Annotated in this window: 28 protein-coding genes and 1 pseudogene; 20 read left to right on the plus strand and 9 right to left on the minus strand. The window is 51.2% G+C overall.

What is annotated here, in order from left to right; translation table 11 throughout:
• Nucleotides 1–127: 127 nt before the first annotated feature.
• Nucleotides 128–418, plus strand: coding sequence for a type II toxin-antitoxin system RelE/ParE family toxin (locus MIH19_RS00975; RefSeq protein ID WP_249007132.1), 291 nt, complete (start codon nucleotides 128–130; stop codon nucleotides 416–418).
• A gap of 9 nt (nucleotides 419–427) precedes the next feature.
• Nucleotides 428–718: a HigA family addiction module antitoxin gene (locus MIH19_RS00980; RefSeq protein ID WP_249007133.1), complete on the plus strand. Its 291-nt coding sequence runs from the start codon at nucleotides 428–430 to the stop codon at nucleotides 716–718.
• Between the two features lie 49 nt (nucleotides 719–767).
• Here the strand turns inward: MIH19_RS00980 and MIH19_RS00985 are convergent, their stop codons facing one another.
• Together MIH19_RS00985 and MIH19_RS00990 are read right to left on the minus strand one after the other, a co-directional pair.
• Entirely contained in the window at nucleotides 768–1,169 is a 402-nt protein-coding gene (locus MIH19_RS00985; RefSeq protein WP_249007134.1) for a PIN domain nuclease, read from the minus strand.
• Nucleotides 1,166–1,360: a type II toxin-antitoxin system VapB family antitoxin gene (locus tag MIH19_RS00990; RefSeq protein WP_249007135.1), complete on the minus strand. Its 195-nt coding sequence runs from the start codon at nucleotides 1,358–1,360 to the stop codon at nucleotides 1,166–1,168. The genes MIH19_RS00985 and MIH19_RS00990 overlap by 4 nt, the downstream gene beginning before the upstream one ends.
• A 149-nt stretch (nucleotides 1,361–1,509) precedes the next feature.
• Between MIH19_RS00990 and MIH19_RS00995 the strand changes: the two genes are divergently transcribed.
• The 7 genes from MIH19_RS00995 (at nucleotide 1,510) to MIH19_RS01025 (ending at nucleotide 7,597) form a co-directional block, all read left to right on the plus strand.
• Entirely contained in the window at nucleotides 1,510–1,827 is a 318-nt protein-coding gene (locus MIH19_RS00995; RefSeq protein WP_249007136.1) for an antibiotic biosynthesis monooxygenase, read from the plus strand.
• Nucleotides 1,828–2,383: 556 nt separating this feature from the next.
• Nucleotides 2,384–3,712 (plus strand): group II intron reverse transcriptase/maturase, encoded by a 1,329-nt coding sequence (gene ltrA, locus MIH19_RS01000; RefSeq protein WP_249009077.1) that lies wholly within the window; start codon nucleotides 2,384–2,386, stop codon nucleotides 3,710–3,712.
• A gap of 595 nt (nucleotides 3,713–4,307) precedes the next feature.
• Nucleotides 4,308–4,643, plus strand: coding sequence for a hypothetical protein (locus tag MIH19_RS01005; RefSeq protein ID WP_249007137.1), 336 nt, complete (start codon nucleotides 4,308–4,310; stop codon nucleotides 4,641–4,643).
• Nucleotide 4,644: 1 nt separating this feature from the next.
• Entirely contained in the window at nucleotides 4,645–5,157 is a 513-nt protein-coding gene (locus MIH19_RS01010) for a hypothetical protein (protein ID WP_249007138.1), read from the plus strand.
• A gap of 93 nt (nucleotides 5,158–5,250) precedes the next feature.
• Nucleotides 5,251–5,508 carry a hypothetical protein gene (locus tag MIH19_RS01015; protein ID WP_249007139.1) on the plus strand — a complete coding sequence of 86 codons (258 nt, stop codon included), beginning with the start codon at nucleotides 5,251–5,253 and terminating at the stop codon, nucleotides 5,506–5,508.
• A gap of 842 nt (nucleotides 5,509–6,350) precedes the next feature.
• Nucleotides 6,351–7,184, plus strand: a complete 834-nt coding sequence (locus tag MIH19_RS01020; RefSeq protein ID WP_249007140.1) for a DUF2059 domain-containing protein — start codon at nucleotides 6,351–6,353, stop codon at nucleotides 7,182–7,184.
• Nucleotides 7,185–7,294: 110 nt separating this feature from the next.
• On the plus strand, nucleotides 7,295–7,597 hold the full coding sequence (locus MIH19_RS01025; RefSeq protein WP_249007141.1) for a DUF4236 domain-containing protein: 303 nt from the start codon (nucleotides 7,295–7,297) through the stop codon (nucleotides 7,595–7,597).
• Here MIH19_RS01025 and MIH19_RS01030 read toward each other — a convergent pair.
• Together MIH19_RS01030 and MIH19_RS01035 are read right to left on the minus strand one after the other, a co-directional pair.
• On the minus strand, nucleotides 7,594–8,046 hold the full coding sequence (locus MIH19_RS01030) for a tyrosine-type recombinase/integrase (RefSeq protein WP_249007142.1): 453 nt from the start codon (nucleotides 8,044–8,046) through the stop codon (nucleotides 7,594–7,596). The two genes, MIH19_RS01025 and MIH19_RS01030, sit on opposite strands and share 4 nt — an antisense overlap.
• Complete coding sequence (locus MIH19_RS01035) at nucleotides 8,031–8,552, minus strand: site-specific integrase (protein ID WP_249007143.1); 522 nt, start codon at nucleotides 8,550–8,552, stop codon at nucleotides 8,031–8,033. Before MIH19_RS01035 ends, MIH19_RS01030 begins: the two co-directional genes overlap by 16 nt.
• A 292-nt stretch (nucleotides 8,553–8,844) precedes the next feature.
• Here MIH19_RS01035 and MIH19_RS01040 point away from each other — a divergent pair, with 292 nt between their 5' ends.
• The 10 genes from MIH19_RS01040 to MIH19_RS01085 all read left to right on the plus strand — a co-directional run bounded on the left by MIH19_RS01040 (nucleotide 8,845) and on the right by MIH19_RS01085 (nucleotide 18,584).
• Nucleotides 8,845–9,147, plus strand: coding sequence for a type II toxin-antitoxin system RelE/ParE family toxin (locus MIH19_RS01040; protein WP_249007144.1), 303 nt, complete (start codon nucleotides 8,845–8,847; stop codon nucleotides 9,145–9,147).
• Entirely contained in the window at nucleotides 9,137–10,225 is a 1,089-nt protein-coding gene (locus tag MIH19_RS01045) for a HigA family addiction module antitoxin (RefSeq protein WP_249007145.1), read from the plus strand. The genes MIH19_RS01040 and MIH19_RS01045 overlap by 11 nt, the downstream gene beginning before the upstream one ends.
• A gap of 91 nt (nucleotides 10,226–10,316) precedes the next feature.
• Nucleotides 10,317–10,871, plus strand: a complete 555-nt coding sequence (locus MIH19_RS01050; protein ID WP_249007146.1) for a hypothetical protein — start codon at nucleotides 10,317–10,319, stop codon at nucleotides 10,869–10,871.
• A 161-nt stretch (nucleotides 10,872–11,032) separates the two neighbouring features.
• The gene (locus MIH19_RS01055; protein WP_249007147.1) at nucleotides 11,033–12,604 is read left to right on the plus strand and encodes a transposase; all 1,572 of its coding nucleotides are present in this window, start codon (nucleotides 11,033–11,035) and stop codon (nucleotides 12,602–12,604) included.
• 198 nt (nucleotides 12,605–12,802) lie between these two features.
• Nucleotides 12,803–13,354, plus strand: coding sequence for a hypothetical protein (locus tag MIH19_RS01060; RefSeq protein WP_249007148.1), 552 nt, complete (start codon nucleotides 12,803–12,805; stop codon nucleotides 13,352–13,354).
• Nucleotides 13,355–13,448: 94 nt separating this feature from the next.
• Entirely contained in the window at nucleotides 13,449–13,766 is a 318-nt protein-coding gene (locus MIH19_RS01065; protein WP_249007149.1) for a hypothetical protein, read from the plus strand.
• 243 nt (nucleotides 13,767–14,009) lie between these two features.
• Nucleotides 14,010–15,350, plus strand: coding sequence for an ISNCY family transposase (locus tag MIH19_RS01070; RefSeq protein ID WP_249007150.1), 1,341 nt, complete (start codon nucleotides 14,010–14,012; stop codon nucleotides 15,348–15,350).
• A 673-nt stretch (nucleotides 15,351–16,023) separates the two neighbouring features.
• Nucleotides 16,024–17,352, plus strand: coding sequence for a group II intron reverse transcriptase/maturase (gene ltrA / locus MIH19_RS01075; RefSeq protein ID WP_249009077.1), 1,329 nt, complete (start codon nucleotides 16,024–16,026; stop codon nucleotides 17,350–17,352).
• 173 nt (nucleotides 17,353–17,525) lie between these two features.
• Entirely contained in the window at nucleotides 17,526–17,879 is a 354-nt protein-coding gene (locus MIH19_RS01080) for a hypothetical protein (protein ID WP_249007151.1), read from the plus strand.
• Nucleotides 17,880–17,966: 87 nt separating this feature from the next.
• Entirely contained in the window at nucleotides 17,967–18,584 is a 618-nt protein-coding gene (locus tag MIH19_RS01085) for a hypothetical protein (protein ID WP_249007152.1), read from the plus strand.
• Between the two features lie 482 nt (nucleotides 18,585–19,066).
• Here MIH19_RS01085 and MIH19_RS01090 read toward each other — a convergent pair whose 3' ends face one another.
• From MIH19_RS01090 to MIH19_RS01100, 3 genes are read right to left on the minus strand one after another with little or no spacing between them, the layout of a single operon-like run.
• Nucleotides 19,067–19,486 carry an Imm39 family immunity protein gene (locus MIH19_RS01090; protein WP_249007153.1) on the minus strand — a complete coding sequence of 140 codons (420 nt, stop codon included), beginning with the start codon at nucleotides 19,484–19,486 and terminating at the stop codon, nucleotides 19,067–19,069.
• The gene (locus MIH19_RS01095; RefSeq protein WP_249007154.1) at nucleotides 19,483–20,388 is read right to left on the minus strand and encodes an RHS repeat-associated core domain-containing protein; all 906 of its coding nucleotides are present in this window, start codon (nucleotides 20,386–20,388) and stop codon (nucleotides 19,483–19,485) included. The genes MIH19_RS01090 and MIH19_RS01095 overlap by 4 nt, the downstream gene beginning before the upstream one ends.
• A 20-nt stretch (nucleotides 20,389–20,408) precedes the next feature.
• Nucleotides 20,409–22,304 carry a hypothetical protein gene (locus MIH19_RS01100; protein ID WP_249018614.1) on the minus strand — a complete coding sequence of 632 codons (1,896 nt, stop codon included), beginning with the start codon at nucleotides 22,302–22,304 and terminating at the stop codon, nucleotides 20,409–20,411.
• 279 nt (nucleotides 22,305–22,583) lie between these two features.
• Between MIH19_RS01100 and MIH19_RS01105 the strand changes: the two are divergent.
• Nucleotides 22,584–22,913, plus strand: a pseudogene (locus MIH19_RS01105) (YfbR-like 5'-deoxynucleotidase); the annotation flags it as partial.
• Nucleotides 22,914–22,941: 28 nt separating this feature from the next.
• On the opposite strand, the gene MIH19_RS01110 reads toward MIH19_RS01105, so the two are convergent.
• Together MIH19_RS01110 and MIH19_RS01115 are read right to left on the minus strand one after the other, a co-directional pair.
• Entirely contained in the window at nucleotides 22,942–23,976 is a 1,035-nt protein-coding gene (locus MIH19_RS01110) for an SPFH domain-containing protein (protein ID WP_249007156.1), read from the minus strand.
• Between the two features lie 2 nt (nucleotides 23,977–23,978).
• Nucleotides 23,979–24,437, minus strand: a complete 459-nt coding sequence (locus tag MIH19_RS01115; RefSeq protein ID WP_249007157.1) for a nodulation efficiency, NfeD-like protein — start codon at nucleotides 24,435–24,437, stop codon at nucleotides 23,979–23,981.
• Nucleotides 24,438–24,586 lie beyond the last annotated feature (149 nt).

The raw sequence follows: 24,586 nt of genomic DNA on the forward strand, positions 1-24,586 counted from the left end.
GGTGGGTTCAAGGACATCTCTGCTAACAAGTCAGGCCAGCGGACGCGCTGACACGCGCCGCTGCCTTCTGCGTTACACACATCTATTGCAATTTGCATGAATGCCGTGTAGCTATTAAGATAACTGCATGATCCAATCATTTGGAAACCGTCTAACGGAAGATCTTTACCACGGCGTGAGCAGTGCGAAGGTTCGCAGGCTACCTAATGAGCTCAGAGAACCGGCGCTATATAAGCTCGACATCTTAAATTCTGTCGGATCGGTAGAGGAGCTTCGGTCTCCGCCAGGTAATCGGCTAGAAGCCCTCAAGGGAGACTATGCCGGATTCTTCAGTATTCGTATCAATTCACAGTGGCGCATTGTTTTTCGCTGGCAGGGCGGCGGAGCCTACGAGGTCAAGATAGTCGACTATCACTGAGGTGTTCTTATGATTCCAACGCAAAGAGTTAGCACGCATCCGGGCGTCATTTTACTCAAAGAGTTTCTCGAGCCTCTGGGGTTAAGCCAAACTGCATTGGCTGAGCATCTGGGCATCTCCGTTCAGCGTGTGAACGAGATCGTCCGCGGCAAGAGAGGGGTTACCCCGGAGACAGCTTGGTTGTTTGCAAAGGCCTTTAATATGTCCCCGGAGTTCTGGCTGAATCTGCAGTCAACCCATGATTTATCCTCTCACCGCCCCTTGGTTGAAATCTTACCCTTGGTATCAACGAGTGCGTAACAGTCAGCTGCACGAGACAGCAGCTGCGCTGCCGCTCATGAGCTAAGCGTTATGCTTCTCTCAGAGCAGGCGCAAGCCCAAGGTAATCAACAAAAGGGATAAAGTCGCGATCCAAAAACAGCAGGGGTAGCTTCTTCTCTATGCAGAACGTTGCGATGATCACGTCGGCAGTTTTTCTGATTGTGATACCCCTTTTACGAAGCGCGCGATAATTGTCGGCACACTTGGCAGCCATATCTTTGCCAAACATTTCATATTGATCCAGCGCAAGCAGGCTTTGTTTGGTCTGATGGTATTGCTGGTCGTTGCGGATGCCTTGAAGGATTTCCAGAAATATGAGGTCGCCGATAGCGACTGACCCTTGGGCTATCGATGCATCCAGTAGGTCAGTGTGCGGGTTTTTGACTCCGTTGAAATAGTCGATCCAGACGCTGGTATCCACCAGTATCATCCGGCGCTCCGCATTTCATCCAGGTCGCCTTCCCACTTGATTTCGCCTCGTAGCTTCCGAATCTCCTGCTGCTTGCTAAGCTGTACCAGAAGTTTCAGGCCTTGCTCAACAGTCTCTTTTTTGGTTTCGTAGCCGGAGGCTTTGAGGGCTTCGGCCATCAACTGGTCGTCAATGACGATGTTCGTTCTCATGTAGCACCTATGTGTATGGTTATTTATTTCTATACACAATCTAGCACTTCGAAGAGAACATAACAATCGGCTGCACAGCGACCGATTTTCCGCCGCTTCGCGGCTCCAAACCGGCGCGTGAGCCGAGCGTTAAATGCCAAGAGGAAGTTATGTCAGGGATCGCTAAAACTCCGAGTCCGCCATATTACGCGGTGATTTTCAGCTCTGTCCGCACGGATGGTGATCATGGTTACGGTGCTATGGCTGACAGAATGATTGAATTGGCAGCCCAACAGGAAGGGTTTCTTGGTATCGAGTCAGCCCGTGAGGATGTTGGTATCACCGTTTCGTATTGGGCCAGCGAGGAAGCGATCAGGAACTGGAAGCAAAATGCTGAGCACCTTGAAGCCCAGCGTCTGGGCCATAAAGCTTGGTATGCCGAATTCAAAGTCCGAGTCGCAAAGGTAGAGCGGGATTATAGCATTTAACCAGTCAATCAAGTTCGTTCCCGGCCTGCGGCCGTCCACCGGACGGCTTTTAGCCGCCGCTTATCTCAGCGTGTGTGCCGGGCATGGCACTTAACTAGTTGGGTGAAAGTCCCGATACCAGGTATTCGCAGAGCCGAAGGTTAGCGAAAGGGCAAGGGCTAAACCCGTGAGGGAGGTCTGGAGGAAGCCCAACGCGAAATCGCGGGGCGATGAACAAGAACTCAATATGAGGTGTGACATATTCGGGGCCAGCGGGCACGTGACTGCCAAGCCCTCCATCTGCAACTGGGATATGTTTTATAAATTGAGCGTCTACGCGATGAAAGTTAAGTGTCTTACCCCGGGAGATCTCCTGCTGCTGCGCTGGGAAACTGCGTGCAGTTGAAAACCGCTGGGGAGCGAGCAATCGCTCTCGACCGCACAGGAGAAGTCAGCAGAGGGCATAGTACCGGTGATTACTCGACTGATTTTTTTTTCAGTAGTGAATGTCTATGGGAAGGCCCGAACGGTACCCCTTGGAACAGGGGTTTGAAAGAAGAGAGCAGTTACTGTTGTGATGAGACCCCATAGTGCACCAGAAAAACAGCAAACGCTGACCCTGGAAACAGGGGGTGAAGTGGTGGCTGGATCTGATAGAGAAGACACTCCGGTTGTTCACGATCGACTGATGGAACGGGTGTTAGACAGGGACAACCTGCGCCGCGCCTTTCGTCAGGTCAAACGCAACAAAGGAAGCGCGGGGATAGACGGGATGACCGTTGACGACCTGACCGCCTTTGTTCAACAGCATTGGCCCAGAATTGCTGCACAACTGCTGGAAGGCACGTACCGGCCTCAGCCGGTACGACAGGTAGAGATACCCAAGCCCAAAGGCGGTGTGCGTAAACTGGGCATCCCGACCGTACTCGACCGCCTGATCCAACAGGCGATGCTCCAGGTCTTGCAGGCGGAGTGGGACGGAAGTTTCTCCCATTCCAGCTATGGCTTCAGACCTGGGCGCTCTGCCCATCAGGCCCAACGTTACATCAACGAGGGGTATCGATGGACCGTGGACATGGACCTGGAAAAATTCTTTGACCGGGTCAACCACGACAAACTGATGACGCTGGTGAAGCGACGAATCACGGATGAACGGATACTCAAACTGATCAACAGCGGCCTCAAAGCGGGTGCCATGGTGGGCAATGTCTGGGCTCCGGCCTCGGAAGGCACCCCACAGGGCGGCCCGCTGTCACCACTGTTAGCGAACCTGCTACTGGATGAACTGGACAAAGAGCTGGAACGACGTGGTCACCGGTTCGTCCGCTACGCGGACGACTGCAACATCTACGTCAAAAGCCAGCGGTCCGGTCAACGAGTACTGGCAAGCATCACCGGCTTCTTATCTTGCCGGCTGACACTCAGAGTGAATGAGGAAAAGAGCGCGGTTGGTCGTCCCTGGGAGCGAGTGTTCTTGGGGTTCACGTTCACTCGACGGGATCGGGAAAAGCGACGCAAGGTGAGCGAAGACGCGATTCAGCAGTTCAAGTATCGCGTTCGAGCTATCACCCGGCGAACGCGAGGTCGTACCATGCAAACGGTGATGGGTGAGTTAGTGGTATACCTGAGAGGTTGGAAAGGCTATTACGGTTTTGCGCAAGTGAAATCGCCGATCCGGGATCTGGAAAAGTGGGTACGTCGCAAGCTCCGGTGTTATCACTTAAAGCAATGGGAGCGATCCGGTTACCGCCAGTTGCGCAAGCGCGGAGTGAGTGTAAAGCTGGCCTGGAATACGGCCAAGTCTGCTCATGGCCCGTGGCGTTTGAGCCATAGTCCGGGGTTAAGGCAGGCCCTGCCGAGGCAGTACTTTGCCTCTATGGGGCTCCCGGACCTTGTGGATTGCTGACAACTCAATCAACCGAACCGCCGTGGTACGTGATCCGTATGCCCGGTGGTGTGGGGGGAGAGGTGCCGTGAGGTGCCTCCCTATCCCGATTAGCTGGATTGGTGTTGTTCTTTTTTGGTGGTTCGGTGCCAGTGGCCTCAGCCCAGAGTTGGTAGCAAAACCGGCGAGTTTCGGTTTTCGGTTTTTGCCAAGGCCGTTGAAATCGGTAATTAGTTTGGTGCTTCACCGTTTCAATAGTGTTAGCAGGAAATTGAGTGTTCCGTTCGTGGGGCCGTCCGCGGCAAGCTGGGTTTTGATCTGCTAGTCTTATGTTCAGGTTCGTTCGCCGCATCGGCGGTGGTCTTTTTCGCACTGTGCATCGGCAGAACTTGGTACAAGGGCAGCAGCGGAGCAGGCCATCATATTGGTTGCCAGGGAGTGGCTTCGTCGTTACACCCAGCTAACCAATCAATCAAGTTCGTTCCCGGCCTGAAGGCCGTCCACCGGACGTCCTTGACGGGCCGCCGCTTAATTCAGCGTTATGGCTGTGGTTGCCGGATTGTAAGCCACTGGGTACTATCCGTTTTGGAAAAAACCATGGAAAGGAGAAAGTACAATGGACTGTCCTACGATTTCGGGCTTGAAGCTGGACTCTGAAGATCAGGAAGCACTGGAGGCAATAAGGAAGGCTCAGCGCAATGGAAACATGCTTGAGATTTTTTTACCTGCCGGTGTTTTAACAACGATATTTCTTGGCAATAACTCTGCGCAAGTAACTTTCAATGTTCATTCCACCGACTGGGTTTTGTTCGCGCAGTCAATGAGCAAGATTCAACCTATCGTAAGAAAAACCATATCCAAAATTGCCCAAATGCAAAGACTCAGAGCAGGGTTGTCATACGAGCAACGACAGTTCTGGGAAGCCGTGGATAATGGTTGCGGGGGCTATTAATATGAAAATTAATTTCAAGTTCGCATGCCCTTTACTACTCGCCGCCACTTCTGCTCTTGCTGGCAGTAACGACGAATCTAGTGCACATCGGTACATTTCTGAGAGAATTGCACAATATGGAGAAGCCGTAGATCGGTGTGAAAAGGTAGCGGGTAGCCGTCCCTTACCCGATGAGTCAGTGATCAAACATTTGCGTGGCTATAGTATCGAGGATGTTAGAGTTTTTCTTATCACGCGTAGCTCGCTTGTCTCGGAAGATTGCGAAAAGCCAGAGTTGACTGAATTGGCTTACGCAATTGGTATTTTGGAGGGTGCTGATATTTCCGGGACACCAAAAGAGATTGTACAGAACATAAAATTGCTGGTTTTTGGCGAAGCAACTTGGGGGTTGAAAAAGAAATATCTCGAGCTTCCAATGAGTGCCCGAAATATTTTGGAGCAAACGGATTATTTTGATAAGCCATTCGACGATATTGCTATTCTGAATGCTATCGAAAATGCCAAAAAGCCATAACAAGACGCTGTTGTCGGAAAATTTTTCCGCCGCTTTGCGGCTCCAAAATTGCCGCAAAGCTAAGCGTTATGAGTGCTCAAGGAGGTTCAGATTTTGATTCACGATTGCTCTTCTTGCTCGCTCGCAGAGGTGTGGTTTGAAGAAGATGGCGCCGATGTTTATATCAACCTGAACAGGGTGGCGACAGAGGAAGACCTCGAGACGGACCATTATCTTGAATACGAGGGGCAGACAATCGAGACTGTAAAAATCTGCGTAGCTTTCTGCCCTTTTTGCGGCGACAAGCTCGGAAGCGGGGACGAAGTAGTGGTGCCTCAGTTTTGGCACCATAATTTCGGCAGTAGGAAGTGAGCGCTCATAATCGGGTAGCCGGGGGTATCTAGTCCCCAGCCCCCACAACACCCTGCATGCGGGTCCGCACAGGGCGTTTCCCGAAAACGTTCAAAGTAAGTCGGCCGATTACCTCCGCTTACCCCAATGATGGCTTCTGATTTTGCGCCAGCGCTCCTTTGTCCGGTCGGATATGGAATCGTTGAGCTGCACAGGCTCCTCATTGATTTTCGGGTTCAGGCCTTCACCTTGTCCCACCCATTACGATGGGCATTTGGCTACTATGCCGTCTGCTGACTTCTGCTCAATCACCGGCGGGGTTACCCCCATCGGCGCTATCGGTGTCCATCTCATTCGCTCGCACCCGCCGATGGCAACGGCTGCGCCCAGGCTTGATCGACCAGTGGCCTGACTGGTAATTGACCGATCGCTCGTTGAGCAGATCCCGATGCGTCGGACCGCCCCAGATAAGAACATGTACTGTCACTGCACCGCTGCATCATTTACGGTGGCCGTTAGATCACATGGCTTCGTCGTCTGGTGCCAACTCGCCTCCGGCCTACGCCTCCTATGATGTTCTTGTTCATCAGCTCGCAGTTTTGCTAGCGGCTTCCTCAAGACCGCTCCTCACGGATTGGCCCTTGCCATTCGCTAGTGGTTAGCGTTCAATCGGCTAAAACCGGCTAAAACCGGCTGAACGGTGACCTTCCCACAGGGGACTTTCACCCCATTAGTTCATGCCCATGCTGGGCGTACACCAGTCAATCAAGTCCGTTCCCGGCCTGGTGGCCGTCCACCGGACGCCCCTGTCGGGCCGCCGCTTATTTCAGCGTTAACTTTTAATCACACTAAATGGAGTATCCATGATCAAACATCAATATAAACTATTGTCAGTGGCAATAATCCTCTTTGTATCGTCTTTAAGTTATGCTGACGTTTCCGATGAATCAATAAATAAATTATTAGATTTATCAGGCTTAACAATACAAGTCGATCAATTTCCTGATTTGATCAAGGCAGGAATGGAACAGGCTAAGCAACAAGGCACTCCAATCCCTGATGCTGAATATAGTTCAATGGTAAACAGTGCTGATGAATCGATTGTACCTTCAGAAATCATTGAGGGAATCAGAGTCTCTTTAAAACAATCAATTAATGAAAAAGAGACACAGAAACTACTAGCTTGGTATGAGTCTGATTTGGGAAAAGAAATTACACACGCTGAAGAAAGTGCATCTACCCCTGAAGCATACCACCAGATGATGCAATCGGCACCATCTCTATTAGCAAATCCAGAGCGAGTCGAATTTGCTAATAGACTTGATGTACTACTAGGTGCAACTGATATGACAATGGGTATACAGGAACATACTGGTATTGCAGTTTACTCAGCAATTATGACTGCAATGCAACCAGGCACGCCATTAAATGTAGAACCATTTAAAGCTCAAATGGATGCAGCAAGCGTGCAAACACGTGCAGCAGTTAAACAAATGGTTACGATTTCTCTTTTATATTCATATAAAAATATTAGAACAAACAATTTGAGAAAATATGAAACTTTTCTAAATGACTCTACCACGATGAAATTTAATAAAACCATCATGGGTAGCATGAATAGAGAACTTGAATCTTCAATATCAAAATGGGCTAATATATTAGCCCATATATTTAGAAATAAGAAGCAACAAAGTTAACAAGTTGCTGCACTCGGATTCTGCAAACTGTCCAGATATTTTGCAGAGCAAAAATACGGGCCAATTTGCTCCACCGGTGAGCAAGGCGTTAGAAAATTCGGAGAAATGAGATGGCTATCAGGTTTCGCAAAAAAATAAAAATAGCGCCTGGGGTAAAGCTAAATGTAACCTCAAAAGGAATTTCGAGTGCTTCTATCGGCAAAAAGGGATTGACCTTGAATGCTGGAGGGAAAGGTGGAGCAAAGCTGACGACTGGCATTCCTGGTACAGGCTTATCTGCAACACACAGGTTGTCAGAAAGCAGCGTCAAAAACTCCTCGAAGGACGCTGAATCTGCGTCAGGTATCGGATTCGGAAAGCTGCTGGTTTTTGGGCTGCTGGGTCTCGTTCTATATTTGATCCTTTTTGGCTAAATCGTTTCTAACAAGAGCATTAAATTCGTTCCGGCCCGATGGGCCTCCACCGGACGGACCCAGTCAACCTGCAGGCGCTCCACCAGGGCATTGATCATCAGGGCACTGTTCTGCTGGGCCTCATGGGTCATCCGGGTGTAGCGGGCGGTGGTTACCGGGCTGGCGTGGCCGAGCAGAGTCTGAATCGAGCGCAGGTTCACCCCATTTTCCAGCAGATGGGTGGCAACGCTATGGCGCAGGGAGTGAATGTGAACATGCTTGCGGATACCGCAGTCCAGGGCGACCTGCTTGATGGCCTTCTGCACCCCACCCCGGGCCATCACCCGGGGCTTGCCGGAGGTGGCAACCGACTCATACGGAGGGTGTCCCCCGGGAAACAGCAGGTCCGGATGACGGTGAGTGGCCCAATAGCGCCGCAAGGCCTTGAGTGTCATCAGCGGTAAAGGCACGAAGCGATCCTTCTTGCCCTTGCCACAGCGCACATGCACCCGCGGTGACTGTCGACATCGGCGATGATCAGGTTCAGGGACTCGCTCAGTCGCAGGCCCAGACTGTAGGTGGTGAGGAAATAGACCTGATAACTGAGTTTGCGTGTGCGACTGATCAGGCGCTCGACCTCCTTCAGGGAGAGCACGTCCTGCAGGGTCTGAACCTTGGGAGCCTTGACGATAAGGACGTATTCCCAGGGCTTGCCCAGTACATACTGATAGAAACTCTGCAACGCATTGCGGGCAATCTTGACCAGACTCCAGGACCGGTGCTCGACCAGATGCATGAAATACTGCTGGAGCTGATCGGTGCTAAGCTGATCGGGACAGGTCTCGAAATAGTCGCAGACCTGTCGCAGGCAACGGGTGTACAGATCGATGGTCTTGGGGCTTTTGCCACGCAGAGTGAGTTCGGTGAGGTAGCGTTGGTGCAGTGCTTGAAAACGAGCGTGTTCGTTAGCGTTCATTACACTTCTCCTGACAGGCCCCTCCGGAATGGAGTGGGTCAGGGGAAGTACAGACGAATTTGACCTCTGCCGCGTAGCGGCTTCGTTCAACAAGACGGTCAACCGGACACCAAAAGCGTGCCGCTTTTGGTTCCCTCCGCTGCGCTCCGGCGCCGGTTACCTAAGCGTTAAGATCACTCCTATTCTCACCAATGCTAGGCCTGTCGACCAATGCGTTTCTATGGCGTATACTCTTCACCCCTAGGGTGAACGTTTCCATTCCAAATGTGTCTACACTTAGGGTACCCCGATTTTGAAAGTCGAGTTTCGAAAAAAAAAGCTAGAAAAATGCTTTAAACATAAAAAACAGGCGACTAAAGAATTCGGCGATCAGGTTGCTCGAAAATACATTCAGCGTATCGAAATCATCAAATCGGTTGCGAACCTCGATGATTTAAAGGGAATGCCGGGGCTGAGGTGCCACCCTCTTAAGGGGAAACGCCAGGGTCAATACGCGGTCAAGCTCACGGGATTTTACAGACTGATATTCACTGTTGATGGCGACTGCTTGAACATAGCGATGATTGAAGAAGTGAGTAAGCACTATGATGACTGAACAAGCACACATGTCAGATTTAGCTATACCACCGGGAGAATATCTGGAGGAAGTGCTTGAAGAGGTAGGCATCAGTCAGGCGGAATTAGCTCGTCGGATGGGGCGGCCTCCTCAAGCTATCAATGAGATATTGAAAGGTGATAAAGCGATTACCCCAGAGACCGCACTACAGCTAGAGCAAGTAGTCGGCGTACCTGCGTATTTCTGGAGCAATTTGGAAGCTAGTTATCGATTGGCTATAGCCAAAGAAGTGGACGAGAAGAAAGCTCAAGTCGAGGTCGAGGTTGTCTCGTCCTATCCATATTTGGAACTCTCGAAGCTAGGGCTGGTTGAGAAAACCCGGAATAAAATTTCTAAGGTTAAAGAATTAAGAAAATTATTTGGTGTTTCTTCGCTTTTTAATATAGGGGAAGTGAAAGAATATTCACCTGCTTTTAGGCAGGTTGAAAAAGATAGCACTTCTAGTGAAGCTCTGGCTGCTTGGTTGAGAGCTGGGCACATTATAGCCTCTGGTAAGAAAACCCAAGACTTTGATGCCGAGCGACTTAAAGAGTGTTTGTTTGATATTAAGGGGCTTACATTCGAGACTGACCCCAATGTTTTAATTGATAATCTTGGGAATGTATTATCAGATTGTGGCATTGCTTTGGTCTTAATTCCCCATTTCCCTAAAACCTATACGACGGGTGCAACTTTTTGGGTAGAGAAAAAGAAAGCAGTAATAATGATGTCTCTAAGGGGTAGTTGGTCGGACATTTTTTGGTTCAGTTTGATGCATGAAATAGCACATATTTTGTTGCATGATAAGAGGGCAACATTTTTAGAAAATGGCAAAGGAGATCATCAATATCGTAAACAAGAGGAAGAAGCAGATTTTTTTGCTCAAAAAACGTTAATCCCTTCAAAAGATTACAAAGGGTTTGTAGCGGTAGGTGATTTCACCGCGAATTCCATTGAGAAATTTGCAAATAATATCGGTATTTTTCCAGGAGTTGTAACTGGTCGCTTACAGTTTGATAGCTTGCTACCTCATACAGTACATCACCACCGAATTAGGTTTAAGTGGAAAAAAGCTTAACAATCGGCTGCACGGCGACCGATTTTCCGCCACTTCGCGGCTCCAAACCGGCACGTGAGCCAAGCGTTAAGCAGTCAATCAGGTCGAGTTGATGGACAACTATTTCTACAAAATTGCTGTTCGCGAGTATGAGGCTGGTCAGGCTATCGATCACGATATAGAACAGCATCGGCGTTCAAGTGATGAGGATTTCATCATCGAAATGAACGTCCATGCTCTAAAGGGGCACCAGTCAACGAAAAATGTAAGTGCCATCATCTTCTCCGCAATGGTGGTCGAAGCTTTTATATTTCACTATGCATCGGAGCACCTGGGAAAGCGGTATTTCCTCGACAATCTCGATCGACTTGATATCAAAGCAAAGTGGCTGGTAGTGCCACGCTTGGTACTTGGAAAAGAAATTAATAAGGGTGGCCAGGCCTACGAAGCTCTCTCCAAGCTGGTTTCTGATCGGAACTACTTGGTTCATCATAAAGATGGGAAAGATCGAGGTGGGTATTCATTCGACTTCTACGAGAAGGTCAGAGTGGGAGCCGACAATGCGATGAAAGCATTGACCCTTTTGTTTGCTGAACTGGATCAGCTGCACGTTGGTGCAACCAACTATACGGCTGCAGTCTTGAACACAAACGAGTGCCATGCTTAACAAGGCGCTGTAGTTCGCGGCCTATGGCCGCCGGACGCCCTTTTCATTGCGGCTTCGCCTTCATTACAAGGGCGCCGCCAAGCTTCGCGTTGAGGCTGTAGAAAAACCCCAAACCGAACGGTTTTTGGTAGTATTGAGAAAACAGACAGGGAGCCGTCGGAATGCCTCGTTTTAAGCACTACAACTACGACCAGGATACGATGGTGGTCATCAACTACCGAGAGCAGCTCCAGCCCGGCACCTTTGAACACGCGGTTCACTACCTGATTGAGCACAAGCTAGACCTGACGGTTTTTCACCCGAAATATCGTAACGACGACACCGGCCGCCTGGCCTACGATCCCGCCATCTTGCTGAAGATCATTCTGTTCGCGTACTCCAAAGGCATCACCTCCAGCCGCGAGATCCAGTGGTGCTGCGAGACCAACATCATTTTTAAAGCTTTATCCTGCGATACCGTGCCGCACTTCACCACCCTGGCCAAGTTTGTCAGCCAGCACGCCGATGAGATTGAAGAACTGTTCGAACAAATACTGCTGGTGTGCCATGAACAGGGCCTTCTGGGTAACGAGCTGTTTGCTATCGACGGCTGCAAAATGTCGTCGGACGCCGCGAAGGAATGGTCTGGCACCTTTAAAGAACTGGGCGAAAAACGCGACAAGTTGAAACGGTTGATTCGCCACCACCTGCATGAGCATCACGAGCGGGATGAGGTTGAAACGGAAGCGGAACTGGATCGGGATATTCGACGCGCGAAAACCGTGCTCTCTCTGGATGAATCCATGAAGAAAGTGGACCGTTTCCTAAAGACGAACAGCCCAAGGATGGGCCAAGGGAAACGACTCAAGGAAGTGAAGAGCAACATCACCGATAACGAAAGCGGCAAGATGACCACCAGCAAAGGCACGATCCAAGGCTATAACGGCGTGGCCACGGTGGACAAGAAACACCAGATCATCATCGATGCCCAGGCATTCGGTGAAGGTCAGGAACACCATACTTTAAAGCCGGTGTTGGAGACGGTTCAGCGTCGTTACAAAAAACTCGGCATTGCCGACAACATCTATCAAACCGGCGCGATCGCGACCGCCGACACCGGCTTCGCCAACGAAGCCAATATGAAGTACTTGCATGAGCAACAGATCAACGGCTACATCCCGGACAACCGCTTCCGCAGCCGTGATCCCAAGTTCGCCGAGCAGAAAGAAAAGTACGGTAAGCGCTCACAAACTCCATCGAAGAGCGGCTGGAAACACGTGATTCCCGCCAGTGAATTTCAGTTCGACCCGGTTACGATGACGTGCATCTGTCCCGCCGGAGAATCCCTGCGCCACGAAGGCACCCGAACCGACCAAAACGGCGTACCCAGAGTCCACTTCCAAGGCCGGTTATTGCAGTGTCGCCACTGTCCAAAAAAACATCAATGCATGCAAAACCCCAGCTCAGCAGATCATCGTAAAGGCAAAGGAAGACAGGTCTCTTACACCCTGGAGCTCAGGCGAGGCCCAACGTATACCGACTGGATGAAACACCGAGTCGATAGCCAGCAAGGCAAAGCGATTTACGGTCATCGCATGTCGGTGGTTGAGCCCGTGTTCGGTAACATCGGCAGCAACAAACGTCTGAATCGCTTCAGCCTGCGGAGTAAAAAGAAGGTGCAAGGCCAGTGGCAATTGTATTGCCTGGTGCACAATATTGAGAAGCTGGCGAACTATGGGCAGTTAGCGGCATGATGCCAGGGCTAGGATATGGCCAGATATAGGCCACAGACGGCTATGTGTAGAGTGTTCAGCGCCGGATATCGATAATGCTGCGGTGTTGTCAGTAAATGATCAAACTTGCGCCAGTTGATCGTAGGGTGCGAAAAAACAACAAAGCGGCTGCGGATTAGGCTCTGAGAAGGGTTTTTCTACAGCCTCGTTAGGGGCCTTATGAAGTTATCAATGTATGTTGTAATGCTCTTTTGTATTAGTAGTATTTCTCACTCTGCGGTTGATAGTGATGGGTTAGTAATTTATGAAGGCCCACAGATAATTAGCAAGTATTTCGAGGGTATAGGTCACTACCACGGAGAAGTGAGTGATGATTTCTTCCATGGTGAAGGGGTTTTGACTAAAGACGATGGAACAATTCTTCGAGGTGAATGGTTATACGGCCAGCAGCATGGAAATGGGGAATATATAGGCCCATTTGGTTGTGCTAGTTATAAGGGAGGTTTTTATAACGATGTTATGCAGGGCGAAGGTGTATACGCATTTAAAGGTATAGGAACTATAAAGGCACAATTTGCAAACAATGAAATGGTGGGTAAAGGAGAGTGTGAGTGTGGAGATTTAAGTTTTAAATGCACACATAAAGAGTTTAGTGAACTTTGCATGCTTCCTAGTCTTATTAATGGAAGTATCAGTGAACAATGCACAAAGTTGTTGAAGAGGGGAGTCAAAAAGCATACTGATGAAGTGCTATCAGCCCCTAACCAGTAGCAGCATAGGGCAACTAATAAAAGCGGCCAAAAAGCCGGCCACTGTTATTAGTTGCCCATGTGCAAAGCGTTAGAGCCTACAGGGAGGTAATGACATGGCAAAGCAGGTTATTGGGTGTTTGTGTTTGGCAGCTGTCCTCGTCATAGCTTCTTTGCTTGTTCCGGCAACTGTTGATGGTAGCGCCGAAATGGACAAAGTTCCTCACGGCTTCCCCTTCCCGTTCTTGTGGCAGAGCGTGGAGAAGCTAGACCCGCCTTCGTTTCCACGCTCCTATGCTGTCATGCTTCCTCAGGAATATCCGACGCGGGTATCATTGATCAAACTATCTTTGAATGTTGCGTTGGTTGGAGCAGTGGCGTTTGCTGTATTACAAATATTCAGGCGATGGAGGGCGGGAAGCAGCGTCATATGACCTCAGCAGCTCTAACAAATCATTCAAGTTCGTTCCCGGCCTGACGGCCGTCCACCGGACGCCCTAGTCGGGCGCCGCTTAATTCAGCGTGTGTGCCGGGCATGGCACTTAACTAGTGCCCATCCAGAAACTAATAACCGGCTGATTTTCAGGAAATAATTCTAAGAAAGGTTAAAGAATCCTCTTGGCTTTGGTATGTTTTAAGTGCAACCCAAAAACATCCAACAACCAAGAGGATCCAGCATGCGAGAGACCCGCAACGCTCAGGCCAGTATATTCGAAGAGTACTCGAATCACGAGTATGGCGTCAGACTCCGGAAGCTGTCGGAGGTTTTGGACAGGCAACCCGAGATTCTTGAGCCGGTGGCCGCAGATTTGATAGATGTGTCCGTTTCAGCCGTTGGGCGGGCAGGTCTCAGCGCAGAGAGTGTTCTGCGTTGTCTGGTGTTAAGGCAGCAACTGGGTTTCAGCTATGAACAACTGGCGTTTCATTTGTCGGATTCGGTGACCTACCGAACCTTTACCCGATTGCCGGCTCACCTATCGCCCAGCCGGTCCTGCCTGCAGTCCACGATCCGCAGCATCCAGCCAGAAACCCTGGAACGGGCGCATCAGGTGCTGACAAGGAACCTGCTGGACACGGGTATGGCTTCACTGGATAAGCTGCGCATCGACAGCACGGTGGTGGCCAGCAATATTGCCCCACCCAGTGACAGCCAGTTGCTGAATGATGGCGTTCGGGTGATCCGTCGGCTGCTGGCAAAAAGCAAAATCGAAACCGGCCTGAAGGTCTGCTTTACCGACAAACGCAAAGCGGCAAAGTCACTGGCATTTCGCATATTCAACGCGAAAAAGGCGACCAAGGACGAACTCTATCCCGACTTGCTGAAGATCGCACGGCGGGTATTGAAGCAGGCGGATCGCGGACGCCAGCAGATCATTCAAGGGGCGGAAGCTTCCGCATCCTGCCAGAAATGGCTGGATGCTCTGGCGCACTACAGGGAGCTGACATGGCAGGTGATCGAGCAAACCGAGCGTCGCGTCATCCACGGTGAACGGGTTCCCTCTGCGGACAAGATCGTCAGCCTGTTCGAGCCGCACACCGATATTATCGTCAAGGGATTCCGCGATGTGCAGTACGGCCACAAGATCAACCTGAGCAGTGAAGTGAGAGGCTTTATCACCGCGTTAACCATCGAAGAGGGGAACCCCGGTGACAAAACGCTGTTCCTGCCGGTTCTGGATTTTCATCAATCCGTTCTGGGCAAGCTGCCTCGCTCCGTGGTCGCCGATGGCGGCTACGCCAGCCAGGCAAACGTCGCGGCCGGACGCGCCATGGGGCTTAAGCATGTCGTGTTTCACAAACCCGTTGGCGTATCGCTCACCGCCATGGGTGTAAAGTCGAAGACCTTTACCGCATTACGTCATTTTCGAGCCGGAGTCGAAGGCAATATCTCGGAGCTGAAAAGAGCCTTCGGAGCCACGAAAGCGAAGTGGAAAGGTCACGATGGCTTCAAGGCATTTGTCTGGGCCTCGGCGCTGAGCTACAACCTGGTACGGTTGGCGCGACTCGGTCCGGATTAGTCCACAAACCTGACCCAGAAAACGACCAGAAGGACACATGGAAAGGCCATGAAATGCACGCCCATGGCCGGAATTCGGACAGACTGATCAGAAAGCGGTTAAATCCGTCATTATTTAGTCGTCTTCCATGATTTGAGGGCGCTCAGCTCAACCCCAGTTGCCAGAGATAAGCTGAACTGGCTAAAAATCGGTGTTTCTGGATGGGCACTAACTAGTTGGGTGAAAGTCCCGATACCAGGTATTCGCAGAGCTGAAGGTTAGCGAAAGGGCAAGGGCTAAACCCGTGAGGGAGGTCTGGAGGAAGCCCAACGCGAAATCGCGGGGCGATGAACAAGAACTCAATATGAGGTGTGACATATTCGGGGCCAGCGGGCACGTGACTGCCAAGCCCTCCATCTGCAACTGGGATATGTTTTATAAATTGAGCGTCTACGCGATGAAAGTTAAGTGTCTTACCCCGGGAGATCTCCTGCTGCTGCGCTGGGAAACTGCGTGCAGTTGAAAACCGCTGGGGAGCGAGCAATCGCTCTCGACCGCACAGGAGAAGTCAGCAGAGGGCATAGTACCGGTGATTACTCGACTGATTTTTTTTTCAGTAGTGAATGTCTATGGGAAGGCCCGAACGGTACCCCTTGGAACAGGGGTTTGAAAGAAGAGAGCAGTTACTGTTGTGATGAGACCCCATAGTGCACCAGAAAAACAGCAAACGCTGACCCTGGAAACAGGGGGTGAAGTGGTGGCTGGATCTGATAGAGAAGACACTCCGGTTGTTCACGATCGACTGATGGAACGGGTGTTAGACAGGGACAACCTGCGCCGCGCCTTTCGTCAGGTCAAACGCAACAAAGGAAGCGCGGGGATAGACGGGATGACCGTTGACGACCTGACCGCCTTTGTTCAACAGCATTGGCCCAGAATTGCTGCACAACTGCTGGAAGGCACGTACCGGCCTCAGCCGGTACGACAGGTAGAGATACCCAAGCCCAAAGGCGGTGTGCGTAAACTGGGCATCCCGACCGTACTCGACCGCCTGATCCAACAGGCGATGCTCCAGGTCTTGCAGGCGGAGTGGGACGGAAGTTTCTCCCATTCCAGCTATGGCTTCAGACCTGGGCGCTCTGCCCATCAGGCCCAACGTTACATCAACGAGGGGTATCGATGGACCGTGGACATGGACCTGGAAAAATTCTTTGACCGGGTCAACCACGACAAACTGATGACGCTGGTGAAGCGACGAATCACGGATGAACGGATACTCAAACTGATCAACAGCGGCCTCAAAGCGGGTGCCATGGTGGGCAATGTCTGGGCTCCGGCCTCGGAAGGCACCCCACAGGGCGGCCCGCTGTCACCACTGTTAGCGAACCTGCTACTGGATGAACTGGACAAAGAGCTGGAACGACGTGGTCACCGGTTCGTCCGCTACGCGGACGACTGCAACATCTACGTCAAAAGCCAGCGGTCCGGTCAACGAGTACTGGCAAGCATCACCGGCTTCTTATCTTGCCGGCTGACACTCAGAGTGAATGAGGAAAAGAGCGCGGTTGGTCGTCCCTGGGAGCGAGTGTTCTTGGGGTTCACGTTCACTCGACGGGATCGGGAAAAGCGACGCAAGGTGAGCGAAGACGCGATTCAGCAGTTCAAGTATCGCGTTCGAGCTATCACCCGGCGAACGCGAGGTCGTACCATGCAAACGGTGATGGGTGAGTTAGTGGTATACCTGAGAGGTTGGAAAGGCTATTACGGTTTTGCGCAAGTGAAATCGCCGATCCGGGATCTGGAAAAGTGGGTACGTCGCAAGCTCCGGTGTTATCACTTAAAGCAATGGGAGCGATCCGGTTACCGCCAGTTGCGCAAGCGCGGAGTGAGTGTAAAGCTGGCCTGGAATACGGCCAAGTCTGCTCATGGCCCGTGGCGTTTGAGCCATAGTCCGGGGTTAAGGCAGGCCCTGCCGAGGCAGTACTTTGCCTCTATGGGGCTCCCGGACCTTGTGGATTGCTGACAACTCAATCAACCGAACCGCCGTGGTACGTGATCCGTATGCCCGGTGGTGTGGGGGGAGAGGTGCCGTGAGGTGCCTCCCTATCCCGATTGAAGGTGTAGAAAAACCGAGTCCGCCTCAACAGATGGCAGAGTTCTTACCCTGCAATTTAGAACGTAAAGGAGATATTCGCTATGTCCATAGAAAATGCGCTTGCTGGTGTTGCTGTCAAGAACCTTGAGTCCGCTGCAGAGTGGTACGAGCAGTTGATTGGCCAAGCCGGCAAACAACCGATGAAAGGAGTCTTCGAATGGTCCCTGCCAAGCGGAGGAGCGTTACAGGTATTTGAGGATTCGAAGCGCGCTGGTTCATCATCAGTCACATTTTCCGTCACGGGCTTAGACAACCATGTGGCACGACTGGCTGGACGTGGTATCAAGGTCGGCAATCAAACCAAGTCAGACCAAGTGAGTACTGCCATTGTTGAGGACCCAGATGGCAATCGGGTCGTTCTTGCAGAGCAGCATTCGAGCGCGATTGCTCGCTGACGGCATTGGGTTGCGCCTAACACGGCATTGCAGCCGACCGCCTACGGCGGCGGCTGAGTTTGGGCGTTAGATAACAAGGAGAGTTTTGTGAAACCATACTTAAAGATGTTTGTTGCCGCGTTTCTTATTTTTGGCGCGGGCTCGGCTGTCGCGACCGAACCAGATGTATACAGTAACCCAACTGCGGGCTTTCAGGTGACGAAGCCAGCAGAGTGGAGTTACATCACGGCCGCCCAGAACATGGATAACATCAAGGCCATAAAACTCAGTGATGAGGAGTTTCATGCGGCTATGCAGAAGTATGCTACGGCGCCACTCGTTGCCATGGCCAAATATCAGGAGCCGTTTGATGACGTAAATCCAAGCTTCAAGGTTAACCTTAAGCCATTTGGTGATTTCAAGGGCAAACCGCCTCAAGATATTATCAGTTTTGCGGTGCCCCAATTCAAAAATGCGTTCAAGAACTTTGTGCTCGTTCAACCGCCTACGGAGGTTGTAGTGTCCGGCATTAAATCAGCCTACGCTCGCATGAATTACACCATAGAAGTTCCCGATGGACGCTCCTTTCCAATCACATCAGAACTGTGGATCGTTCCTCACGGCGATTACTTTTTCATGATTGGCGCAGGCACACGGCAGGATGAAGGAACGGGAAGCCGTAAAGAAATTCAAAATATTCTCTCGACGTTGAAGATTGAGCAATAATTATCTAACAATCGCAGGCGGTCATCACAGAGCCGGTGACCGAGGCTAAAATAACTCACGGGTACCTCTGGTGAAAACACAACATATAGTGGGTAGAGGAGCTAACCGACTACCCCGTTTAATGATTTACTTGATGGCTTCTCTGATTATAGGAATGACACTGTCTAAAGAGCACAAACGGGTATTCCTGTTGGAGTTTGGGTGAAGATGGTAAGTCTAATGTCATCCATTTTGAATCCATGGGTGAGGTGGTGAAATATCTTATTGATAACGATAGGTTATGATCAGTACGAGTAACCGTAAAAAAGCCCGCAATGCGGGCTTTTTTACTTTCTGGGGGCGGGCGGTAACCGAAAGCGCAATCAAGCCCTGCAGCTGGAAGCCAGCTATACAAAGAACACCGCAAAAGTGGTACAAGGAGGCGACCAAGGGAAGATTGATAAAACAGATAAAAACAGCCCCGCAAAGCGGGGCAATCAAATTTAGGAAGCTGACTCAGGTAAAGATTCCAACGCCTGTTCAAATGGCACTATTGGCCGCTCAAATTTCTTACCTGCATGAATCAAAGCTTTCAACACAGCTCTCTTAAAAATCAGCTTTAACTCTTCAAGCGAAGCACCTATCAATTCTTGAGTATCCACCTCAACAGATAAGGGAAGATCGCCATACTTTTTATTTACTGCTTGATAGCTTGGCTTATCATCATTTTTTAAACCATAACGAACAGCAATCGTTACCCAGAAAAATGACGCGCCTTCTAAGTATTCGGAATCAATAATAATTTTTTCTAATTCATCTCGTACTGCTGTTAATGCTTTGGTGTCATGACGGTTGTTACGTTGTTTCGTCAGGGCTACACCGCTCAGCCCCAACTTTCGATTATGCGGAGGTTTAGTAATCATCGGTTTGTCTTATTTCCTGGTAACGTGTCTTGCCCATGCATCCGGCGGAAACGCTCGATTACTCGCGTCTCATAATCTCGTGCAGATGCTTTATCTGGGAATGTTTTACGGATTTCAGAAGTGTAGGTTTCACCGGTCTCTCTAGTTAACCTTCTGGCCTGTTGTTCGGCTCTGATTGATGCACCATCGCGCCCCTTAGTGCCTTGCGCACTCTCACCTACCTTATAAATCGAACCGTCAGGCCCTTTGACGCGGTAAACGTGGGTTTCACCAACATAGTCAAGCGAGTTCTTATGGACCTTTTTAGCCTCGCTTGCTCCTTCCACAACTCGCGCAAGCTTACTACTACCAGCTGGCAGATAGGGGACAAACATGGCAGACAAATCAACAGCCATGTCCGTGGTCGCTTCCGCCACCATTTGATCGTTGCCCGTTGCGTTACCGTAAGCAATACGGGCACCATCATAAACAACGTTCAAGGCGTCCCAGATCGTATCAACCGGTAGATTCCCGTCAGGATCTTTGTACCGATAGGGACTATTGTTCGCGTAAGCATACCGGTTGAAGGAATGAATGTTTGATTCATGCCACGGCGCGTCATCGATTTGCGTAAAACGACCTATTGATGAGCTCTGCCACCGCGCAAAGTAGTCGTTTAGCCCCGTGTCCAGGTCGCGCCATTTGCCGGTGAAAGCTCGATTGTTGGCGGTAGTGGTGACAGACTCGCCCCAAGGATCATACGCCTGTTGCCAGACAACAGCCCCTGAGCTGTCTGTTGCCGCTAACGGCGATCCCAATTGGTCATTGTGGTAGTAGGTCACTAGCTCTGCCGCATTAAGGGGCAGTGAGATGAGAATCAATGCCACAAAAGCGGCTAATGTTTTCGTTAACATGAATTTCATGATGTGGTCCTCCCTGACGATTATTGGCCTACGACAGCAGTGTCATCGACAACTTTCGCCGCGACCTTAGAGTCAACATAGATGTATTCTTTAAATCCGGCTGACAAGTCGTACTCGCCCAGCAGATCCCCTTTGCTCGAATAGAGCACGTTGATGAAATCTGTGGACGAAGCCCGACTCACCCTCGTGTTTGTGCCATCATAGGTGTAGTCGATGATGTCTGAGCCACTATCGATGGAGGCGAGATTGTTCGCGCCATCGTAGACCATGATATTCAGCCCATCGCTGGTCATATTGCCTCGGGCATCGTGAGCGATGATGTAGTAGAAGTTTGGGAAAACCCGGTACGTCATTTTGTCGGAGCTGTAGTAATACTCCTGCAAATCGCCATTGCGGTCACGGGTAAGTATATTGCCTCGGCCATCGTAAGAGATCGTCTCCGTGCCCCATGGGCCGGTAGCTGAGGTCAAGCGATTGGCACCGTCATAACCGATTGTTCTGTCGTGCAGTGAGCCCACGTTATCGACAACGCTATCCAGATTGCCTGCCAGGTCGTACCCGAATTGCAGATCAACGAAGTTGAGTTGGCCATTACCTGCCACAAGCGAATCAGGCCGCAGTCGACTATCGAGGTTCTGATCTGTTACTACACCGTTTGCATAGCTCATGGTATCCAACGAACCGGAGGGGTAATGCGTAACGGAGCTAACGTAGGGTGCCGCCTGGGTCTGCCAGCCGAACGCATTGGTGCCGTAATCAACCACACGGCCACTTGGGTAGGTCATGCTGCTCAGGTAATCCAGGTTGTCAATTCCGTAGGACACATCGTAAGTGGCGCTGCCAATAGTGAGCGATTCGGCCTTCAGGTTGCCGTTCAGGTCATAGTTGTAGGTACGAGTGGAGGTCGAATTAGACACAGAGGTTACGTAGCTGTTGTCATCGTAGGAGAATGTGGCGGTTGGAGTACCATCGGAATAGGAAATGGCCTCCACCCGATTCAGGCCATCGTAAGTCCGAGTTTCCACAATGCCACTTAAGCCAATTTCTTTGCTGGTCATGTTGCCAGCATTATCGCGGCCGTATACCGTCGTGCCCGTTTCCTGATGGGTTTCCTGCATCAGAAAACCACGGGTATCCCGGGTGTATAATCGAGCATATCCGAATAGTTGACCGTCTTGCTGCACCTCACCTTGAAATACTCGATACGCTTGGCCGAGGCCGTCGCGGTAGATAAGGGTACCGATGCTTTCCGGTGAGTAGATGCTGGTGAGCCAAGCGTCGTCCATGCTGCCATGGGAGGCAAACAGCTTTTCCGTCTGCTGACCATTTTCGTCCACTTCCAGAACGACTGCTCCATTCGGATAACTGAAGGTGCGGGATGTTTGATCCGGGAAGGTTATGCCAGTGGTGCGCCGCAGCGCATCGTAGGCCATGTTCTTTCCCTGGGTGCTATTGGGGTAGCTCTCAAAGGTGACATTGCCAACTTCGTCGCGCTCCTTCGTTACCTCGATGGATGCGGTGGTACTTGTGTCCTCGCGCTTAATACCAAGAGACCGCCAGAAACCATCGAATGACTGGGTTTCCTTGTACGCCCCTCGCGTCAACACGGCTGAATCGTTATCGTAACTGATCGAAACGTCCGCATTAACGGGGAAATTAATTCCGGTCAGTCGGTTCAGATCGTCCCAACTAAACAACGTGGTGTAGCCCCGGCCATTGGTCGATGAGTACAAGGTTCCATCGTCATTCACCACTTGGAACTCGGTCACACCTTCAGGTCGACTAACAGTTTGAGGGGAGCCACGATGGTAGTTGGAGAAGGTCGTTACGTTAGCGTTGGCATCCGTAACCGTTTCTATATCCCCTTCGTTGGTGTAGGCATAGGTGGTCAGGACACCTGATTGATCGTTGTTCAATACGTTTCCAGCAGCATCGTAGGTGTTGTTGGTGATCCACTGGGTGACGGGAGCGTTGTTTGGGTAATCAATAATTTACTGAGTGATTAAACCGAGGATCCAGTTACTTGCAGAGTGGCTGTAGGTCTGAGTACGAGTACGATCGGTCGCACTACTGTAATTGGTTGTTTCGACTATGGATTGGGGCTTGCCATAGGTATCAAAGTTCGAGTACTGGGTCTGTACCGAGGTGCCTTGGCGCCAATGCCTTAACTTAGTGAGTAGTGGAAGTTGGGTTGTCGTGTGATGCGCCAGGCGTTCGGAGACATTGAGTACAAAGCCGAGGCCGAACTGCTGGCGTTATTGCCGCCACATTTACAAAAGGTGTTTGCGCCCTATGTGCAGGAATCTGCTTTGGGTGAGGAAGAGAAAAAACTGATTAAAGCCGCAGACCGGTTATCGGCGTGGCTAAAATGCCGCGCGGAAGTGGCGGCAGGAAATCGCGAATTCGAGCCAGCCGCGGCGCAGATACACCGGCGGCTTACTCAGGAAACACTGCCCGAAGTGGCGTACTTTTTAGAGGTTTTCGCCCCCAGCTACGATCAGCCCCTAGACAACCTGCTGGGCTAGGGCCCAACAGGTCAGGTGCAACAAGACCTCAGGCCTGGCCGGAAGATCCCAGCATGCCGGCGCGCAGACCGTCTTTTTTCAGTGAGCTGCGCACCGCATCTTCCGGGCTGCCCGCCAGGTCGCGGAACATACCCATAGAGCCCAGCAGCGCAGACGACTCGTAAGGCACGAACACCCGCTCGCCGTCTTTTGCCATATTGGGCAATACCTTGATGTAGCTTTGCCCCAGTAAATAGCCGATAACGGTTTGCTTGTTGTCTTCGCTGTCGCCGATGGCGCTCAACACCAGGCGAATGGATTCCTGTTCACCCTGGGCCCGCAGAATGGCGGATTCTTTGTCGCCCTGGGCGTTCAGTATGGCCGCTTCGCGCTGGCCTTGGGCCTTGGCGATGGCAGCGGTTTTTTCGCCCTCGGCTTCGGTCACGGTGGCCCGGCGTTTACGCTCGGCGGCCATTTGCAGGCGCATGGCCTCTTCAACTTCTTCGGGCATGCTGATGTCCTGCACTTCTACCCGAGTCAGTTTTACACCCCATTTGGACGCAGGCTCCTCCATTTCGGCCTGAATGGCATTGTTTACTTCGGCGCGGGATTCAAACAGCTTATCCAACTCCATTTTGCCTACCACGGAGCGCAGGGTGGTTTTGGCCAACACTTCCACCGCCTGGCTCATGTTGGCTACTTCATACACCGCGCGGCGCGGATCGATAATCTGATAGTAAAGGGCGCCGTTGATCGACACGGTTACGTTGTCAGTGGTGACCACCGGCTGGCCGGGAAAATCCATCACGGTTTCGCGTCGGTCGATGCGTGCTTCATCACTCATCACGGCCTGGTAATCCTGGCCGCTGCGCAAATAGCGGATCATGGTGATGGCGCGGGGCCGTTCGATGAACGGAATAATGATGTTCACGCCGCTTTCCAGAATTCTGTTAAAAGAGCCCAAACGCTCGATCACCATCACTTCAGACTGGCGCACAATCACTAGGCCTTTGGCGATAATAAAAATGCCAATGGCGACAACAATCAGGCTGATAACCAGCCCCGGGGTTAGAAACTCTTCCATGGTTACAGGTCCTTGGGGGTTGCGAGTTCAACAATGGCGGTGGTGCCATCGAAGTGGTCAAAAACAAGTGCTGTGCCTTCTGGCAGCTCGGTTTGTCCGCCCGATTGTACACGCAGGCGATAGAAGTCACCGTTCACTTTGATGCCGGTGGCGTCGTCAAAATCACGGCGTAAACTGCTGAATTGCTTTCCCTGATCTACGCCGGTGCCGGTCGTGCCGTAGGCTACGCCCTTTGGTGAAAAACGCGGCTTCAGCCAGCGAATGGCAACGGGCACCAAAATGCCAGAAAATAAGCCCATTCCCGCCAGTTGCCATTCCAGGGAAAAGCCGAGAAACGCCAGTACTGCCGTAAATGCAGCAGCAATCGCCAGGGCCAACAGCACCATAACGCCGGATGTCAGCTCGGCCAGGCCCAGCAAGAGCGCCAGAATCAGCCAGAGGTGGGTAATGCTCCATTCCATAGTGAGTTCCATAGGGTGAGCGTTGCACGAGTAAATACGAAAATTGCTCTTAATTGTACCCAAATTGGGTGGTGCTGCCATGGAATGAATTGGGGTTGTCAGGACGCGTGCCGTCCAAACCCTGTATATTTGAAGTATGTCTGATTTGC

Source organism: Marinobacter sp. M1C, from assembly GCF_023314135.1.
In the GTDB taxonomy this organism is placed as follows: Bacteria; Pseudomonadota; Gammaproteobacteria; order Pseudomonadales; family Oleiphilaceae; genus Marinobacter.

Bases quoted from the DNA above. Each gene is read 5' to 3' on its own strand.
- MIH19_RS01110 (WP_249007156.1), bottom strand. From the start codon at position 23,976: ATGGAAGAGTTTCTAACCCCGGGGCTGGTTATCAGCCTGATTGTTGTC.
- MIH19_RS01090 (WP_249007153.1), bottom strand. From the start codon at position 19,486: ATGATTACTAAACCTCCGCATAATCGAAAGTTGGGGCTGAGCGGTGTA.
- ltrA (WP_249009077.1), top strand. From the start codon at position 2,384: ATGAGACCCCATAGTGCACCAGAAAAACAGCAAACGCTGACCCTGGAA.
- MIH19_RS01025 (WP_249007141.1), top strand. From the start codon at position 7,295: ATGGCTATCAGGTTTCGCAAAAAAATAAAAATAGCGCCTGGGGTAAAG.
- MIH19_RS01065 (WP_249007149.1), top strand. From the start codon at position 13,449: ATGGCAAAGCAGGTTATTGGGTGTTTGTGTTTGGCAGCTGTCCTCGTC.
- MIH19_RS01055 (WP_249007147.1), top strand. From the start codon at position 11,033: ATGCCTCGTTTTAAGCACTACAACTACGACCAGGATACGATGGTGGTC.
- MIH19_RS01060 (WP_249007148.1), top strand. From the start codon at position 12,803: ATGAAGTTATCAATGTATGTTGTAATGCTCTTTTGTATTAGTAGTATT.
- MIH19_RS01020 (WP_249007140.1), top strand. From the start codon at position 6,351: ATGATCAAACATCAATATAAACTATTGTCAGTGGCAATAATCCTCTTT.
- MIH19_RS01115 (WP_249007157.1), bottom strand. From the start codon at position 24,437: ATGGAATGGAGCATTACCCACCTCTGGCTGATTCTGGCGCTCTTGCTG.
- MIH19_RS01070 (WP_249007150.1), top strand. From the start codon at position 14,010: ATGCGAGAGACCCGCAACGCTCAGGCCAGTATATTCGAAGAGTACTCG.
- MIH19_RS00975 (WP_249007132.1), top strand. From the start codon at position 128: ATGATCCAATCATTTGGAAACCGTCTAACGGAAGATCTTTACCACGGC.
- MIH19_RS01050 (WP_249007146.1), top strand. From the start codon at position 10,317: ATGGACAACTATTTCTACAAAATTGCTGTTCGCGAGTATGAGGCTGGT.
- ltrA (WP_249009077.1), top strand. From the start codon at position 16,024: ATGAGACCCCATAGTGCACCAGAAAAACAGCAAACGCTGACCCTGGAA.
- MIH19_RS00985 (WP_249007134.1), bottom strand. From the start codon at position 1,169: ATGATACTGGTGGATACCAGCGTCTGGATCGACTATTTCAACGGAGTC.
- MIH19_RS01010 (WP_249007138.1), top strand. From the start codon at position 4,645: ATGAAAATTAATTTCAAGTTCGCATGCCCTTTACTACTCGCCGCCACT.
- MIH19_RS00990 (WP_249007135.1), bottom strand. From the start codon at position 1,360: ATGAGAACGAACATCGTCATTGACGACCAGTTGATGGCCGAAGCCCTC.
- MIH19_RS01080 (WP_249007151.1), top strand. From the start codon at position 17,526: ATGTCCATAGAAAATGCGCTTGCTGGTGTTGCTGTCAAGAACCTTGAG.
- MIH19_RS01035 (WP_249007143.1), bottom strand. From the start codon at position 8,552: ATGAACGCTAACGAACACGCTCGTTTTCAAGCACTGCACCAACGCTAC.
- MIH19_RS00995 (WP_249007136.1), top strand. From the start codon at position 1,510: ATGTCAGGGATCGCTAAAACTCCGAGTCCGCCATATTACGCGGTGATT.
- MIH19_RS01005 (WP_249007137.1), top strand. From the start codon at position 4,308: ATGGACTGTCCTACGATTTCGGGCTTGAAGCTGGACTCTGAAGATCAG.
- MIH19_RS01095 (WP_249007154.1), bottom strand. From the start codon at position 20,388: ATGAAATTCATGTTAACGAAAACATTAGCCGCTTTTGTGGCATTGATT.
- MIH19_RS00980 (WP_249007133.1), top strand. From the start codon at position 428: ATGATTCCAACGCAAAGAGTTAGCACGCATCCGGGCGTCATTTTACTC.
- MIH19_RS01045 (WP_249007145.1), top strand. From the start codon at position 9,137: ATGATGACTGAACAAGCACACATGTCAGATTTAGCTATACCACCGGGA.